We start from the raw sequence: 14,150 nt of genomic DNA, 5'->3' as shown, positions 1-14,150 counted from the left end.
TGCAACGTCCGGCAGCAAACCTTTGAACCCGATGGTCGAAATGGGGCCAGGTTTGCTTGCAAACCCATGTTTCAAAGCATAGGTTCCCGCAAACTTTGCAGAGAGCTCTCTGCATCATCAGAACAAAGGAATATCCCATGGAAGGTGGCGCAATCGCCCAGTTTCTCCCGCTGATCCTGATCTTCGCGATTATGTATTTTCTGCTGATCCGTCCGCAGCAGAAAAAGATGAAGGAACATCAGGCCATGGTCGAAGCCGTGCGCCGGGGCGATCAGGTTGTCACCCAAGGCGGGCTGATCGGCAAGGTGTCGAAGGTCAAGGAAGGCGACAACGAGATCGAAGTCGAGATCGCCGAGGGCGTTAAGGTTCGCGTGGTCAAATCGACCATCGCTCAGGTTCTGAACAAGACCGAACCTGCGAAGTAACTTCGCGCGACAATTCCTTGAAAAGGCAGGGTAATGCTGCAAATTGATTCCTGGAAGCGGGTTCTGATCTGGTCGGTCTGTGTGATCGGTCTGTTCCTTGCCCTGCCGAATGCGTTTTATACGCGCGTCGAACAATCTAACGATGCCAAGGCTGCGATTGAGCTTGGCATTGATACACCTGAAATGCAGGCCGAGGCCGCGCAATGGCCGAATCGGCTGCCGTCGTCTCTGGTCAATCTCGGGCTCGATTTGCGCGGCGGCGCGCATTTGCTGGCCGAGGTCAAGGTTGATGATGTCTACGAATCCCGGATGGAGGCGATGTGGCCCGAAATCCGCGACGCGCTGCGTGATGAACGCGCGACGGTCGGCACGATCCGTCGTCAGGATTCGGCGCCTGACGAGATTCGCGTGCGCATCAGCCAACCCGAGGGCATGTCCCGCGCATTAGAGGTTGTGCGCGGTCTGGCCCGACAGGTGCAGACGCTGACCGGGGCAGGGGCAACAGATATAGAGGCTCGCGCCGAGGGGGACACTATCGTTGTCCAACTGTCCGAGGCCGAAAAGCTTGCTTCGGATGATCGTACTGTGCGCCAGTCCCTTGAGATCATCCGCCGTCGGATCGACGAGGTTGGCACACGCGAACCAACGATCCAGCGTCAGGGCGCTGATCGTATCCTGATACAGGTGCCCGGCATCGGCAGCGCCGGGGAGCTCAAAGAGATTATCGGCACGACGGCACAGTTGACGTTCAATCCTGTCGTTGGACGCGGGACTGACCCAGATGCAATTCCGGGAGTTGGCGAGAAGCTTGTGCCATCGATCGATGAAGATGGTGTGTATTACACTCTGGATGCCGCACCCGTCGTGACCGGTGAAGAATTGGTCGACGCGCAGCCATCCTTCGACCAGAACGGCCGCCCTGCGGTCAGCTTCCGGTTCAACACCTCTGGCGCGCGCAAATTCGGCGATTACACGCTGGAAAACATTGGCGCACCCTTTGCTATCGTCCTGGATGACGAGGTGATCTCGGCCCCTGTAATCCAAAGCCATATCCCCGGCGGCTCGGGCATCATCACTGGCAATTTCACGGTTGAGGAAAGCACCAATTTGGCCGTTCTGCTGCGCGCAGGTGCCTTGCCTGCAGGTCTGGATTTCCTGGAAGAGCGCACCATCGGCCCTGAGCTGGGTCAGGACAGTATCGACGCAGGTAAAGTCGCGACAATCGTGGCCTTTGTCGCCGTGTTGGTATTCATGGCTCTCAGCTACGGCCTGTTCGGCATCTTCGCCAATATTGCGCTGATCCTGAACGTGGGGCTTTTGTTTGGCCTGCTCTCACTGATCGGCGCCACGCTGACCTTGCCCGGGATCGCGGGTATCGTGCTGACGGTGGGCATGGCAGTTGACGCCAACGTGCTGATCTTCGAGCGTATCCGCGAGGAACTGAAATCTGCCAAAGGTCCGGCGCGTGCCATCGAACTGGGATACGAAAAAGCGCTTTCGGCCATTCTGGACGCAAACGTGACCACATTCATTACCGCAACCATCCTGTTTGCCATGGGCAGTGGTCCTGTGCGCGGCTTCTCCATTACGCTTGGTCTGGGTATTCTGACCTCGGTCTTCACCGCGATCTTTGTGACGCGTCTGATGATCGTGATGTGGTTCGAACGCCGCCGTCCGAAAACGATCGAGGTTTGACATGAGACTGAAACTCGTACCCCAAAACACCTCGTTCGATTTCTTTAGCCGTTGGAAGGTCTGGCTGGGCATCTCGGGTTTGATGATGGTGATCGCATTCACGTCATTCCTGCTGCAAGGGCTGAACTTCGGCATCGACTTTCGCGGCGGCACCACGATCCGGACCCAAAGCGCGCAAGAGATCGACGTCGGCGCCTATCGCGACGCCATCGCGCCGCTTGAGCTTGGCGATGTGACCATCACCGAGATTTTTGATCCCACCTTTGGCGAGGATGAAAACGTCGCGATGATCCGCATTCAGGCACAGGACGGGGCCGAAGCTGTGGCGGCCGCAACCGTCACAGCCGTCGAAGAAGCGCTGACCGTCGCCGCGCCGGATATCCAGTTCGTCTCGGTAGAATCGGTTGGCCCCAAGGTTTCGGGTGAGTTGATCCAGACCGCGGTCATTGCGGTCGCCTTGGCGATTGGCGCAGTGCTTGTCTATATCTGGCTTAGGTTCGAATGGCAGTTCGCACTCGGGGCGGTCGCCGCGTTGGTGCATGACGTGATCCTGACCATCGGCATCTTCTCGGAACTACAAATCCGTTTTGACCTGGCGATCATCGCCGCTCTACTGACTATCGTCGGCTATTCGCTGAACGACACCGTGGTCGTCTTCGACCGGGTTCGCGAAAACCTGCGGAAGTACAAGAAGAAAGACCTCAAAGAGGTGCTGAACATCTCGATCAACGAAACGCTCAGCCGGACGGTGATGACCTCTGTGACCACGCTGCTGGCGCTGATCTCGCTCTATGTACTGGGCGGAGACGTGATCCGAGGCTTTGTCTTCGCGATGATCTGGGGCGTGATCGTCGGGACCTATTCGTCGGTCTTCGTGGCCTCGACCATCCTGCTGTGGCTGGGGGTCAAGCGCGACTGGTCGAAGCCGTCGAATACGGCGGGCAACCAGTTTGCCAACATTGATGCCTGAGTATTTCGGCCAGACCCCAACCGGTCTGGCCGTTATTATTTTCGCCGCCTTTGTTGGGGGCATCGTGCGCGGGTTCTCCGGCTTTGGGACGGCCCTGATCTTCCTGCCCATCGCCAGCCCGTATCTTGGCCCCTTCGGTGCCATCATCGCGCTGACGGTCATGGACATATTTGGCCCGATCCCGAACCTGCGCCGCGCATGGACGGTTGTTGACAAGGCAGATCTGATGCGCCTTTTGGTCGGGTGCGCGCTACTTCTACCGGTTGGCTTATGGCTGCTGACCCGGACCGATCCCGAAGTGTTTCGCTATATCGTCAGCCTGATTTCATTGTCGATGCTGGCCGTTCTGGTTTTTGGTCTGCGCTACCGGGGAGCGGTATCGCGTGGCATGGTTGCTGCGATCGGCGGGGCTGCAGGGCTACTGGGCGGGGTAGCCGGGATACCGGGGCCTGCTGTCATCCTGTTTTATATGTCACGGCCCTTACCGGTTGAGATCATCCGCGCGACGATCCTACTGTTCCTGTTTGCTTTCGATTTGCTGATCCTTGGATATCTCGGTGGGATGGGGCGTCTTTCGATCGCGAGCATCGGATTGGGCCTTGCTTTGGCAGTTCCCAACCTTGCGGGCAACTGGCTGGGAGGCTGGATGTTCCGACCCGAGTACGAGAACCTCTACCGCGCCGCAGCCTATCTGGTGATTGCAACAGCGGCCTTGTCCGGCCTGCCGCTTTGGGGCTAGAACCCTGCACATGCGCCTGAACGAGATCACATATACAAACGCTCAGCCGGTTGATGGCTATGGCCCCGGGTTCTTTCGGATAGGCGGGGAAGTTCATGATGGGGCAGTCCTGACCGGCCCCACCGGTACATCGGCTTGGGCGGGTTACTCCGACGCCCAGACCCTGCTGGCCTTGTCCGAACATGTCGATGTTCTGTTCATCGGTACGGGCAAAGAACTGACCCACATCCCAGCCGACTTGCGCACCACATTGGAAGAGGCAGGTCTGGGTGTCGAAATCATGAACTCTCCGGCGGCCTGCCGCACCTACAACGTGCTGCTTTCCGAAGGCCGCCGCATTGCGCTTGCGCTGATCCCGGTCTGAGGATCTGTTCTTCCACTGGCTAAAAATATCCCGGGGAGTGTGAGGGGCTGGCCCCTCACTGCGATCCGACCAGCCGCTCTGCGGCAATTCCGACCTTTTGCCCACACGCACAATCCGCTAAGCGGGCTTCATGACTTTAAAGGTAACCGATCTGGCCATCGCACGCGGCGGAGTTCCCGTGCTCGAAGGGCTGAGCTTCTCGCTTGAGGCAGGAAGGGCGCTGATTCTGCGTGGACCGAATGGGATCGGAAAGACAACATTACTGCGTACGCTTGCGGGCCTGCAACCGCCGCTGGCAGGGCAAATCGACGGGGCAGAAGACCAGATCGCATACGCGTCCCATTCCGACGGGTTAAAACCGACCCTGACCGTTGTCGAAAACCTCAACTTCTGGGCGTCGGTCTTTGGCACCCGTGATATCCAGCACGCCCTTGATGCGTTTGAGCTGAACGAGTTGGCTGACCGCCATGCGGGCAACCTTTCGGCAGGGCAGAAACGGCGTCTGGGATTGGCGCGTATGTTGGTTACTGGCCGCCCGATCTGGATGCTGGACGAGCCGACGGTCTCGCTGGATCGTCACGCCGTGCAGATGTTTGCGGATGCTGTGCGCGCGCATCTGGGGCAGGGTGGTTCGGCCCTGATCGCGACCCATATTGATCTTGGCTTGGACGGAGAGGTTCTGGACGTTGGCCCCAACAAGGCCAAGCCCAAGCCCATCGACGATTTCGACGGAGGTTTCTTGTGATCGCCTTATTGCTGCGTGATCTGAAATTGGCCTTCCGTGCGGGGGGTGGCTTTGGTCTCGGTCTTGCTTTCTTCCTGATCGTCACCGTTCTGGTGCCATTCTCGGTTGGCCCGCAATCTTCGCTGCTTTCGACCATCGCACCGGGCGTTCTTTGGCTGGGCGCGCTTTTGGCGTGTCTGCTGTCACTTGATCGCCTTCTGGCGCTGGATTGGGAAGACGGCTCGCTTGATCTGCTCGCGACCGCGCCGCTTCCGTTGGAATCGGTTGTTACCGTCAAAGCGCTAGCCCATTGGCTAACCACCGGATTGCCGCTGGTTCTGGCCGCGCCGTTCCTAGGCGTGTTGCTAAACCTGCCTGTACCCGGGTTTTCGTGGCTAGTGATCTCACTGCTCCTCGGTACTCCGGCGATGAGCGTTATCGGCACCTTTGGCGCGGCCCTTACTGTTGGTCTAAAACGGGGCGGTCTGCTACTGTCGCTTCTGGTTTTGCCGCTCTACGTGCCGACTTTGATTTTCGGAGCCGAGGTCGCCCGACGCGGTGCGACAGGCATGGAGACGCAAACGCCCCTGCTAATGCTGTCAGGGATTACCGCCGCAACGGTCGCACTTTTACCCTTTGCCAGCGCAGCGGTACTGCGCATCAATCTTAGGTGATGGCCACAAAGCTTGACTGAGGTCAATTGAGAACCACGCCGACTCGGACTAGATAGAGCCCATGACAATCGCAGCCAAAGCCAATGCCCTTTGGGAATACGCCAACCCGCGTAAGTTCCTCGCGACCAGCGAACGGGTCCTTCCGTTCTTCTGGATCAGCTCAGGTCTTTGTCTGGTCGTCGGATTGATCTGGGGCTTTTTCTTCACCCCGGATGACTACAAACAAGGCTCGACCGTAAAGATCATCTATTTGCATGTGCCCGCCGCGTTGATGGCGATCAATTGCTGGCTGATGATGCTGGCAACTTCGCTGGTCTGGTTGGTGCGTCGCCACCATGTCAGTGCGCTGGCTGCCCGTGCCGCTGCGCCCATTGGCATCGTGATGACGCTGATCGCATTGGCCACCGGAGCGATCTGGGGGCAGCCCATGTGGGGGACATGGTGGGCCTGGGACCCGCGCCTGACATCGTTCCTGATCCTGTTCCTGTTCTATCTAGGTTATGTCGCGCTTTGGGAAGCGATCGAAGATCCGGATACAGCGGCGGACCTGACCTCGGTCCTTTGCCTTGTGGGTTCTGTCTTTGCGTTCCTCAGCCGGTATGCGGTGAACTTCTGGAATCAGGGGCTGCATCAGGGGGCTTCGGTGATGCGCGCCGGGGCGATCACAGGCACGGATACTGAGGAGAAGGTAAGCAATATCTACTTCTATCCACTGCTGCTCTGCATCATCGGCTTTGTACTGCTGTTCATTGCGCTGGTCTTCTATCGTACGGGCACAGAAATTCGCGCCCGCCGGACCAAGGCGCTTATGGCGCGTGAAAGGGTGAGCGGATGATCCCTGATCTTGGAAAATATGCCGATACCGTCTTGTGGTCCTATGTCGTATCAATCGGACTTCTGATCGCATTGGTGGGTTTCAGCGTGATCCGGGGCCGTAAGGTACGGGCCGAGATGGAGAAGGTTGAACAAAGGATGTCACGCAATGGCTAAGATTTCGCCCCTGATGATCGCGCCTCCGCTGATTTTCGGCGCCTTCGCTGTACTCGCGGGCATCGGCATGTTCCGTGACGATCCTAACGCCTTGCCCTCGGCGCGTGAGGGTCAGCCAGCACCGCCGGTTGTACTGACCGAGTTCGCGGGCAAACCGGGCTTCGATGATGCCACACTGCGTGATGGCGAGGTCAAGCTGGTCAACTACTGGGCCAGTTGGTGTGCACCATGCCGCGTCGAACACCCCAATCTGCAGGCTCTGTCTGACGAGGGTATCCCGGTCTATGGTATCAACTACAAAGATCAACTGGACAACGCTGAAGGATTTCTTGCCGAACTGGGCGATCCCTATGCAGGTATCGGTCGGGATGAACAGGGCCGCATGGGGCTGGACTGGGGCGTCTACGGTGTGCCCGAAACATATGTGATCGACGGTGAGGGTACGATCATCCTGCGCTGGGCTGGTCCGGTCACTCAGCGGGTGATCGAAAGCACGATCCGCCCAGCGCTTGAGAAAGCCGCAGGTGGCTCATAAGCGATAGCCACCGGTGACGCCCAGAACCTCACCAGTGATGAAGGATGCGGCATCGGACGCCAGAAACCTGACGACTTTGGCGATATCCTCGGGCTTTCCCGCGCGACCTAAAGCGGTTTCTTTGACAAACAGCGCGGTCAACTCCTCCGACCGGGGCGCTTCGGGGATGTTGATCGCACCCGGCGCGACTGCATTAACGCGTATCCCCTTTGGCCCAAGCTCCTTTGCCATGGCATGGGTCCATAGATTCAGGGCGGCCTTGCTTGCCCCATAGGTCACAGCATCCCGAGGCGGCAAGACCGCGTTCATGGATGAGATACTGACGATTGAGGCGTCGCGTTTCAGATGTGGTAGCGCAGCAGCCAACAATGCGGCGGGGGCCAGCAGGTTCAAATCCAGAATGGCGCGGTGGTCCTCGGCCCGAAATTCCTCTTTGGGGGTAGATTTCACAAGGCCGGCATTGTTGACGATCACATCCAGCCGTCCAAACCTCTCGATCACCTGCGAAATCACGCTAGCCGGCTGGTCGGGCGCAGATAGATCAGAGCGTATGGCCAGAACATCCCCACCCAGTAGCTCGGGCGTGGGTTTGCTCGACAACCAAGTAAACGCGACGCGGTGATCACGGCTGAGGTCTTCGACGATTGCACGCCCAATTCCGCGTGCACCGCCGGTTATCAATGCGACTTTGTCCATAATCGTAGGAAATCGGTAAAATGGTCGGGATTCAAGCCGTTACTTACGAACCAAAATCCAGATCATCGCGCCGATGAATGCAAAGGTGGTCAGATTCATAAGCGTATCCGTCAGATCACCGATCAGCATGGCTCAGCCCCTCTTCTCGTAGTGCTCGGAACAGGCAGACCATCAGGAGAACCGAGATGAACACAAAGGGCAGCGCCCCGAGTGATATCAGGACTTTGACCGATTCCACCGAGCCCGACAGGATCATCGCGACACTCAACAAGCCCAGCAATGCACCCCAGATCAGCCGCACGCGCGGGGTGGGTTCTCATCCCCCTCGGTCGAGAATGTACCCAGCACAAAAGCCGCGCTGACGACGCTGGTCACGATGAACAGAAACGCTGCTGCTACGGTTGCGAGTGTTGTGATCAGCGACAGCGGCAAACGGTCGAGCAGGGCGAAGGTCACACGCTCGATGTTTGTTTGCGTATAGGCCAGCAGTTCTCCGGCACCGTTGAGCGCCTCGAACAGACCGATGCCGCCGAAGGCACCGAACCAAAGGATCGAGAACAGTGTGGGCGCAAAGAGTACTCCGATCACGAATTCCCGGATCGTGCGACCGCGAGAGATACGCGCAACAAACACACCAACAAAAGGTCCCCAGGCGATCCACCAGACCATATAGGTGAGGGTCCAGTCGCTGAACCATTTGGTGACGTCATCGCCGAAGAAGGTGAAGGTCTGAAAGCCCCGAGGGATGACATTGGTGACGTAATCGCCGAACCCTTGAACCACGGTATTCAATAGATACTCGGTGGGGCCGAGGACCACTGTATAGGCCACAAGGCAGATCGCGATCAGCATTGCCGCATTTGACAAGCGCGCCATGCCTTGGCCAAGGTCGATCAACAGAGCAGGGATGTAGGCTGCGACCATCGCCAGGAAAACAACGCCGATCAGAAGGGCACCAACCGTTTCCCGGCCACCCAGAACCGCAATCCCGTCCGCAACCTGGAACACGCCCATGGCCATTGAACCGCCAACACCGATAGAGATTGCAACAATGGCCATGAAATCCGACAGCCACCCGACCCGCTCGGCCCAGCGTTCTCCTGGGAATAGGCTTTTGATCGGTGCACTGACCATCATGCCTGTCCCGCGCCGAAAGCTGAAATAAGCAATGGTCAGCGCGGTCGAACCGTAAATCGCCCATGCGTGCAGGCCCCAATGGAAGTTTGTTGCCAGCATGGCCTGCTGCGCGGCGACATAGTCGGGTGCCATGCCCGAGATGAAGTTGAAATGGGTCAGGGGCTCGGCGACCGCCCAGAACAGCAGTCCAACGCCCATTCCTGCGGAGAACAGCATTGAGATCCAGGTGGCGGTCGAGAACTCGGGCTCTTCATCATCCCGGCCCAGACGGATTTTGCCATATGGCGAAAAGGCCAGAACCAAACACCCGATCAACATGCCTGAGGCCGCGAGCATCACGAACCAACCGCGACTGTGGAAGGTTTGTTGCACGATGCTATTGGCCCAAGTCACCAAGCTTTCGATATCGACGACGCCCCAGATCCCGATCACGGCGATGACGCTAAGCGAACAAACCAGTAGGGCGTTGGGCTTTTTCATGGTGATGGAATTCCGAAGACTGTCTTGCCCAACAGTTTCAGATTTTTGAATAAATGGCCAGAAAACAAAACCCCCGGCGCAGGGCCGGGGGCTGAGGTTGGATATCAACCTGCTGATTTATGACGCTTTTGCGAGATTGCGCAGCACGTATTGCAGCACACCGCCGTTTTCGATGTATTCGATCTCGGGCGCGGTATCGATGCGGCACTTCAGGGTGATCGTCTTTTCGGTACCATCTCCGTAAATGATGGTGCAGGGCACTTCCTGTAGGGGCTCAACTGAATCCAACCCGTGGATCGATACGGTCTCATCACCCTTCAGACCCAGTGTCTTGCGGGTATCACCATCGGTGAATTCGAACGGTATGACGCCCATGCCCACCAAGTTTGAACGGTGGATGCGCTCAAAACTCTCGGCGATCACTGCCTTGACGCCAAGCAGAGCTGTGCCCTTGGCCGCCCAGTCGCGTGACGAACCTGCACCGTACTGTTCGCCGCCAATGACGACCAGCGGGGTGCCTTGCTCCTGATAGGCCATCGATGCTTCGTAGACCGAGGTTTGTTCACCATCCGGGCCTTTTGTATAACCGCCTTCGACGCCATCCAGCATCTCGTTCTTGACGCGGATATTGGCGAAGGTGCCGCGCATCATGATCTCGTGGTTGCCACGGCGTGAGCCATACGAGTTGAATTCGCGCGGCTGAACCTGACGATCGGTCAGATACTTCCCGGCAGGTGTCGTTGTCGCAAACGAACCGGCGGGCGAGATATGGTCGGTGGTGATCATGTCACCCAGGATCAGCAGAACCTTTGCACCATCGATATTCGAGATTGTGCCCGGCTCAGGCCCCATGCCTTGGAAATAGGGAGGGTTTTGAATGTAGGTTGACGTCGGTGGCCAATCATAGGTTTCCTGTTGTGGAACCTCGACCTCCTGCCATTTCTCGTCGCCTTTGAAGACATCGGCATATTTCGACTGGAACGCCTCGCGGGTCACGGTTGCCTCAACCAATTCGGCGATTTCGCTTTGGGTCGGCCAGATGTCTTTCATGTAGACATCGTTGCCGGCCTGATCCTGTCCAATCGGTTCCGAGGTCAGGTCGATGTCCAACGTACCAGCCAAAGCATAAACCACTACCAGCGGCGGTGAAGCCAGATAGTTGGCGCGCACGTCGGGCGAGATGCGGCCTTCAAAGTTGCGGTTGCCTGACAGCACCGAAGTGGCAACAAGATCGCCTTCGGCAATCGCTTCGCTGATTTCCCTTTGGATCGGACCCGAGTTGCCAATGCAGGTGGTGCAGCCATAACCAACAAGGTTGAAGCCGATCTTGTCCAGATCTTCCTGCAGACCCGCAGCCTCCAAGTAGGCGGACACAACCTGCGAGCCGGGCGCCAATGAGGTCTTTACCCACGGTTTGCGATCCAATCCCAGCGCGGCGGCTTTACGTGCAACGAGGCCCGCGCCGATCATCACATACGGGTTCGACGTGTTGGTGCAGGAGGTGATCGAGGCGATCACGACTTTGCCCGATTCCATGCCGTAGTTTTCGCCTTTGACCTCTATTTGTTTGCCCATCGGGCGTTTGAAGGTCTCGGCCATTTCCTTGGTGAATGCGGCCTTGGCGTCGGTTAGTGCGACATAATCCTGCGGCCGTTTCGGGCCCGAGATCGCAGGAACAATTGTGCCCATATCCAGCGACAGAGTGTCGGTGTAGATCGGCGCGTAATCGGCATCGCGCCAGAAGCCGTTTTCCTTGGCGTAGGCCTCGACCAATGCGATGCGGTCTTCGTCGCGTCCAGTATTGCGCATATAGCGCAAGGTCTCGCCGTCAATCGGGAAGAAACCACAGGTCGCGCCGTATTCGGGGGCCATGTTGGCGATGGTTGCGCGATCGGCCAAGGGCAAGCGGTCCAGACCTTCGCCGTAGAATTCAACGAATTTACCAACCACGCCTTTCTCGCGCAGCATCTCGACGACTTTCAGGACAAGGTCAGTTCCCGTTGTGCCTTCGACCATCGAACCGGTCAGTTCAAAGCCCACAACCTCGGGGATCAGCATCGAGATCGGTTGACCCAGCATCGCTGCCTCGGCCTCGATCCCGCCAACGCCCCAGCCCAGAACGGCCATGCCGTTGACCATGGTGGTGTGGCTGTCAGTACCAACAAGTGTATCGGGATAAGCGACTTCTTCGCCGCTTTGGTCCGTGTCCGTCCAGACGGTCTGCGCCAGGTATTCCAGGTTTACTTGGTGGCAGATACCGGTGCCGGGAGGCACGACGCGGAAATTGTTGAACGCGTTCTGACCCCATTTCAGGAACTGATAGCGTTCCATGTTGCGCTCATATTCGCGGTCCACGTTCATCTGAAACGCGCGTGGGTTGCCGAACTCATCAATCATGACCGAGTGGTCGATGACCAGATCGACCGGGTTCAGCGGGTTGATCTTTTGCGCGTCCCCACCAAGGCCCTTGATGCCGTCGCGCATCGCTGCCAGATCCACCACGGCCGGAACTCCGGTAAAGTCTTGCATCAGAACCCGGGCAGGGCGATAGGCAATCTCACGTGGGTTCTTGCCACCGTTGGCACCCCATTCGGCAAAGGCTTTGATGTCATCGACGGAAACCGAGAACCCGTCATCTTCGAACCGCAGCATGTTTTCCAGAACCACTTTCAACGCGGCAGGCAGATTCGAAAAATCGCCTAAGCCTGCTTCTTGCGCGGCTGGAATCGAATAATAGGAAATGGATTTGCCATTCACGTTCAGGCTGCGGCGTGTCTTGGCGGTGTCCTGTCCGACCTTGATGGGCATCTGTGGCCTCCCTCTCAAATGACTTGGAATACGGGCTTCGCTAAGGGTTATCTGCATTACCACACCAGTTGTTTCAAGGTGCAACGGGCAGTTTGGGTGGTTTTTTGTATACCATTGCACACATTTTGTCGAAAGCTTGTGTCTGAGGTCTCAAGAAACCTTGATTGGCAGTTTATTCGGTTCCGACTTAAACCTTTCAGGCAATCATCCTCTATCGAGAGAAAACATGCTCAGATCAGTCGCTGCGACCGCGTTTGTTTCACTCTTTCTTGCTGCCCCGGCTCAGGTGCAGGATGATCCGGTGGTGGTCGAACTGTTCACCTCGCAGGGGTGCTCGTCCTGCCCGCCAGCAGACCGGATCATGCATGAATTGGCCAAGCGGGATGATGTAATCGGTCTGGCGTTGCATGTGGATTATTGGGACTACATTGGCTGGAAAGATGAATACGCCAATCCCGACCACACCGATCGTCAGCGCGCCTATGCACGTGAAGGCGGGCGGACGATGATCTACACGCCGCAGATGGTTGTGAATGGGCAGCAGGATGTGGTTGGGGCCAAGTCAATTGAACTGAACCGGCTAATCGATGCACACCTGGCTGCGCCGCCGGAGGCCGAGGTCAGTGCCACGCGTACTGCGAACGAAGTATCCATGAATGTCGTTCCGATCGAGTTACCAGACGACGAAACCTATGATGTTCGGATTGTGCAGTATTCGCCGATGCGTCGCACCTCGATCCGGCGTGGCGAATTGGCCGGACATGATCTGGATTATGCAAACGTGGTCGAGAATTGGCAGATTGCCGGTCGCTGGGATGGCCAAACACCGCAGAGTTTCACCGCAACATTGTCATCGGAATTGCCTGCCGTTGTTCTGATCCAGCGCAGTGGCCATGGTCCGATCGTGGCCGCAGCGCGGGTTAAGTGATCAGGGCATATCCTTTGGCTGGACCCCCAGTCCCCTCCAGGACTTCCAGCGCCGATGAATCCAGAACCATTGTCCCATGTGCTGACGCACCATCGCTTCCAGGTCGTCATTGGTGAACTGGGTCATGGTTTTGGCATCAGTATGCGGGACCGGGTCGTGTAGGACGATCTCAAAATCGATCCCGTTGGGTTGGCGCACTGCATAGCAGGGGATCAGCACAGCCTTGTATTTGATCGCAAGTTCCGCGTTCAGCACCGAGGTGACGGCGGGTTTGCCGAAAAAGGTCAGCTCCTCACCACCATGCGCATGCAGGTCGGATACAATGGCAATGATGCCTCCGCTTTTCAGTGAACGGACCATTTCGACCATACCTCGGCGGCCCTGTTCGAACATGGGCGACCCGGTCTGATAGAATGCCTCGACATACATGTCGTTGAAATATGGATTTGCCATGCGGCGATAGAGGCTGCCGATGGGTTTACCGCTACGCGCCTGCAGCGCGACCCGCGCGGCCAGATAGTGCCCGAAATGCGCAGTGATCATCATCACTGGACGCCCTTCCGCCACGGCGGCATCAAATGCTTCGACACCCGAGCCCGATACTTTGGCCTTGCTTTGTCGCTCGATGAAACCGTCGGCTGAAAAATGCTCCATGATCGCGCGCCCGGCATTGTCAGGCACGGCGCGGCAGATGCGTTTGACCTCGGCCTCGGGCAGGTCTGGGCAGGTGAGTTTCAGGTTGCGGCGCACGCGGGTTCGAAACCCGACAATAGGGGCAAGCCAGCGCACAATCGCGCCCATCGCTCCGATGCGGCGCTCATATGGCAGCAGGCGCATGCCGCGGATTACGCCGGTCAGAAACAGGTTGGCGACGTAGTATTTTCCAAGCTCAAATCGGCTTAGTTCCGACTTTTCGACGGGCATGGGGAGAGACACCTGAGCGTTGTGAACTGCGCGACGAGACATACAGGCCCCATCGTGCGAT

General features: G+C 57.7%; 14 protein-coding genes and 1 pseudogene. 11 read left to right on the top strand and 4 right to left on the bottom strand.

The genetic code is table 11. The features are described 5' to 3' along the window. Positions 1–137: 137 nt before the first annotated feature. The 10 genes from yajC to AC1DFB_RS08610 all read left to right on the top strand — a co-directional run bounded on the left by yajC (position 138) and on the right by AC1DFB_RS08610 (position 7,116). Positions 138–425: a preprotein translocase subunit YajC gene (yajC, locus tag AC1DFB_RS08655; protein WP_155151194.1), complete on the top strand. Its 288-nt coding sequence runs from the start codon at positions 138–140 to the stop codon at positions 423–425. Positions 426–458: 33 nt separating this feature from the next. Beyond that, complete coding sequence (secD, locus tag AC1DFB_RS08650) at positions 459–2,120, top strand: protein translocase subunit SecD (RefSeq protein ID WP_480922520.1); 1,662 nt, start codon at positions 459–461, stop codon at positions 2,118–2,120. A 1-nt stretch (position 2,121) separates the two neighbouring features. Next, the gene (gene secF, locus AC1DFB_RS08645; protein WP_170396385.1) at positions 2,122–3,090 is read left to right on the top strand and encodes a protein translocase subunit SecF; all 969 of its coding nucleotides are present in this window, start codon (positions 2,122–2,124) and stop codon (positions 3,088–3,090) included. Beyond that, entirely contained in the window at positions 3,071–3,829 is a 759-nt protein-coding gene (locus tag AC1DFB_RS08640) for a TSUP family transporter (RefSeq protein ID WP_480922519.1), read from the top strand. Before secF ends, AC1DFB_RS08640 begins: the two co-directional genes overlap by 20 nt. Before the next feature lie 10 nt (positions 3,830–3,839). Continuing rightward, entirely contained in the window at positions 3,840–4,193 is a 354-nt protein-coding gene (locus tag AC1DFB_RS08635; RefSeq protein WP_170626639.1) for an Mth938-like domain-containing protein, read from the top strand. A 130-nt stretch (positions 4,194–4,323) separates the two neighbouring features. Next, on the top strand, positions 4,324–4,938 hold the full coding sequence (ccmA, locus tag AC1DFB_RS08630; protein WP_170396391.1) for a heme ABC exporter ATP-binding protein CcmA: 615 nt from the start codon (positions 4,324–4,326) through the stop codon (positions 4,936–4,938). After that, entirely contained in the window at positions 4,935–5,591 is a 657-nt protein-coding gene (gene ccmB, locus AC1DFB_RS08625) for a heme exporter protein CcmB (protein WP_480922518.1), read from the top strand. Before ccmA ends, ccmB begins: the two co-directional genes overlap by 4 nt. 61 nt (positions 5,592–5,652) lie before the next feature. Then, a complete protein-coding gene (locus AC1DFB_RS08620) occupies positions 5,653–6,426 on the top strand; it encodes a heme ABC transporter permease (RefSeq protein ID WP_170396395.1) in 774 nt (257 codons plus the stop codon). Further along, complete coding sequence (ccmD, locus tag AC1DFB_RS08615) at positions 6,423–6,581, top strand: heme exporter protein CcmD (RefSeq protein ID WP_010442050.1); 159 nt, start codon at positions 6,423–6,425, stop codon at positions 6,579–6,581. Before AC1DFB_RS08620 ends, ccmD begins: the two co-directional genes overlap by 4 nt. Continuing rightward, a complete protein-coding gene (locus AC1DFB_RS08610; RefSeq protein ID WP_170396396.1) occupies positions 6,574–7,116 on the top strand; it encodes a DsbE family thiol:disulfide interchange protein in 543 nt (180 codons plus the stop codon). Before ccmD ends, AC1DFB_RS08610 begins: the two co-directional genes overlap by 8 nt. On the opposite strand, the gene AC1DFB_RS08605 is transcribed toward AC1DFB_RS08610, so the two are convergent. The 3 genes and pseudogenes from AC1DFB_RS08605 to acnA all read right to left on the bottom strand — a co-directional run bounded on the left by AC1DFB_RS08605 (position 7,111) and on the right by acnA (position 12,237). Continuing rightward, a complete protein-coding gene (locus tag AC1DFB_RS08605) occupies positions 7,111–7,812 on the bottom strand; it encodes an SDR family NAD(P)-dependent oxidoreductase (RefSeq protein WP_170422266.1) in 702 nt (233 codons plus the stop codon). The genes AC1DFB_RS08610 and AC1DFB_RS08605 overlap by 6 nt on opposite strands. 115 nt (positions 7,813–7,927) lie before the next feature. Next, positions 7,928–9,429: pseudogene (locus AC1DFB_RS08600) on the bottom strand (BCCT family transporter). 117 nt (positions 9,430–9,546) lie between these two features. Continuing rightward, a complete protein-coding gene (gene acnA / locus AC1DFB_RS08595; protein ID WP_480922517.1) occupies positions 9,547–12,237 on the bottom strand; it encodes an aconitate hydratase AcnA in 2,691 nt (896 codons plus the stop codon). Between the two features lie 226 nt (positions 12,238–12,463). On the opposite strand from acnA, the gene AC1DFB_RS08590 reads away from it, so the two are divergent. Next, complete coding sequence (locus AC1DFB_RS08590) at positions 12,464–13,165, top strand: DUF1223 domain-containing protein (protein ID WP_480922516.1); 702 nt, start codon at positions 12,464–12,466, stop codon at positions 13,163–13,165. Here AC1DFB_RS08590 and AC1DFB_RS08585 read toward each other — a convergent pair whose 3' ends face one another. Further along, positions 13,166–14,089: a lysophospholipid acyltransferase family protein gene (locus tag AC1DFB_RS08585; protein ID WP_170396406.1), complete on the bottom strand. Its 924-nt coding sequence runs from the start codon at positions 14,087–14,089 to the stop codon at positions 13,166–13,168. Positions 14,090–14,150 lie beyond the last annotated feature (61 nt).

Source organism: Ruegeria sp. S84, assembly GCF_056583445.1.
This window is presented reverse-complemented; position numbering and strand designations above follow the sequence as displayed.

Bases quoted from the DNA above. Each gene is read 5' to 3' on its own strand.
- ccmD (WP_010442050.1), top strand. From the start codon at position 6,423: ATGATCCCTGATCTTGGAAAATATGCCGATACCGTCTTGTGGTCCTAT.
- ccmA (WP_170396391.1), top strand. From the start codon at position 4,324: ATGACTTTAAAGGTAACCGATCTGGCCATCGCACGCGGCGGAGTTCCC.
- yajC (WP_155151194.1), top strand. From the start codon at position 138: ATGGAAGGTGGCGCAATCGCCCAGTTTCTCCCGCTGATCCTGATCTTC.
- AC1DFB_RS08620 (WP_170396395.1), top strand. From the start codon at position 5,653: ATGACAATCGCAGCCAAAGCCAATGCCCTTTGGGAATACGCCAACCCG.
- AC1DFB_RS08635 (WP_170626639.1), top strand. From the start codon at position 3,840: ATGCGCCTGAACGAGATCACATATACAAACGCTCAGCCGGTTGATGGC.
- AC1DFB_RS08585 (WP_170396406.1), bottom strand. From the start codon at position 14,089: ATGCCCGTCGAAAAGTCGGAACTAAGCCGATTTGAGCTTGGAAAATAC.
- secD (WP_480922520.1), top strand. From the start codon at position 459: ATGCTGCAAATTGATTCCTGGAAGCGGGTTCTGATCTGGTCGGTCTGT.
- AC1DFB_RS08590 (WP_480922516.1), top strand. From the start codon at position 12,464: ATGCTCAGATCAGTCGCTGCGACCGCGTTTGTTTCACTCTTTCTTGCT.
- AC1DFB_RS08610 (WP_170396396.1), top strand. From the start codon at position 6,574: ATGGCTAAGATTTCGCCCCTGATGATCGCGCCTCCGCTGATTTTCGGC.
- secF (WP_170396385.1), top strand. From the start codon at position 2,122: ATGAGACTGAAACTCGTACCCCAAAACACCTCGTTCGATTTCTTTAGC.
- AC1DFB_RS08605 (WP_170422266.1), bottom strand. From the start codon at position 7,812: ATGGACAAAGTCGCATTGATAACCGGCGGTGCACGCGGAATTGGGCGT.
- acnA (WP_480922517.1), bottom strand. From the start codon at position 12,237: ATGCCCATCAAGGTCGGACAGGACACCGCCAAGACACGCCGCAGCCTG.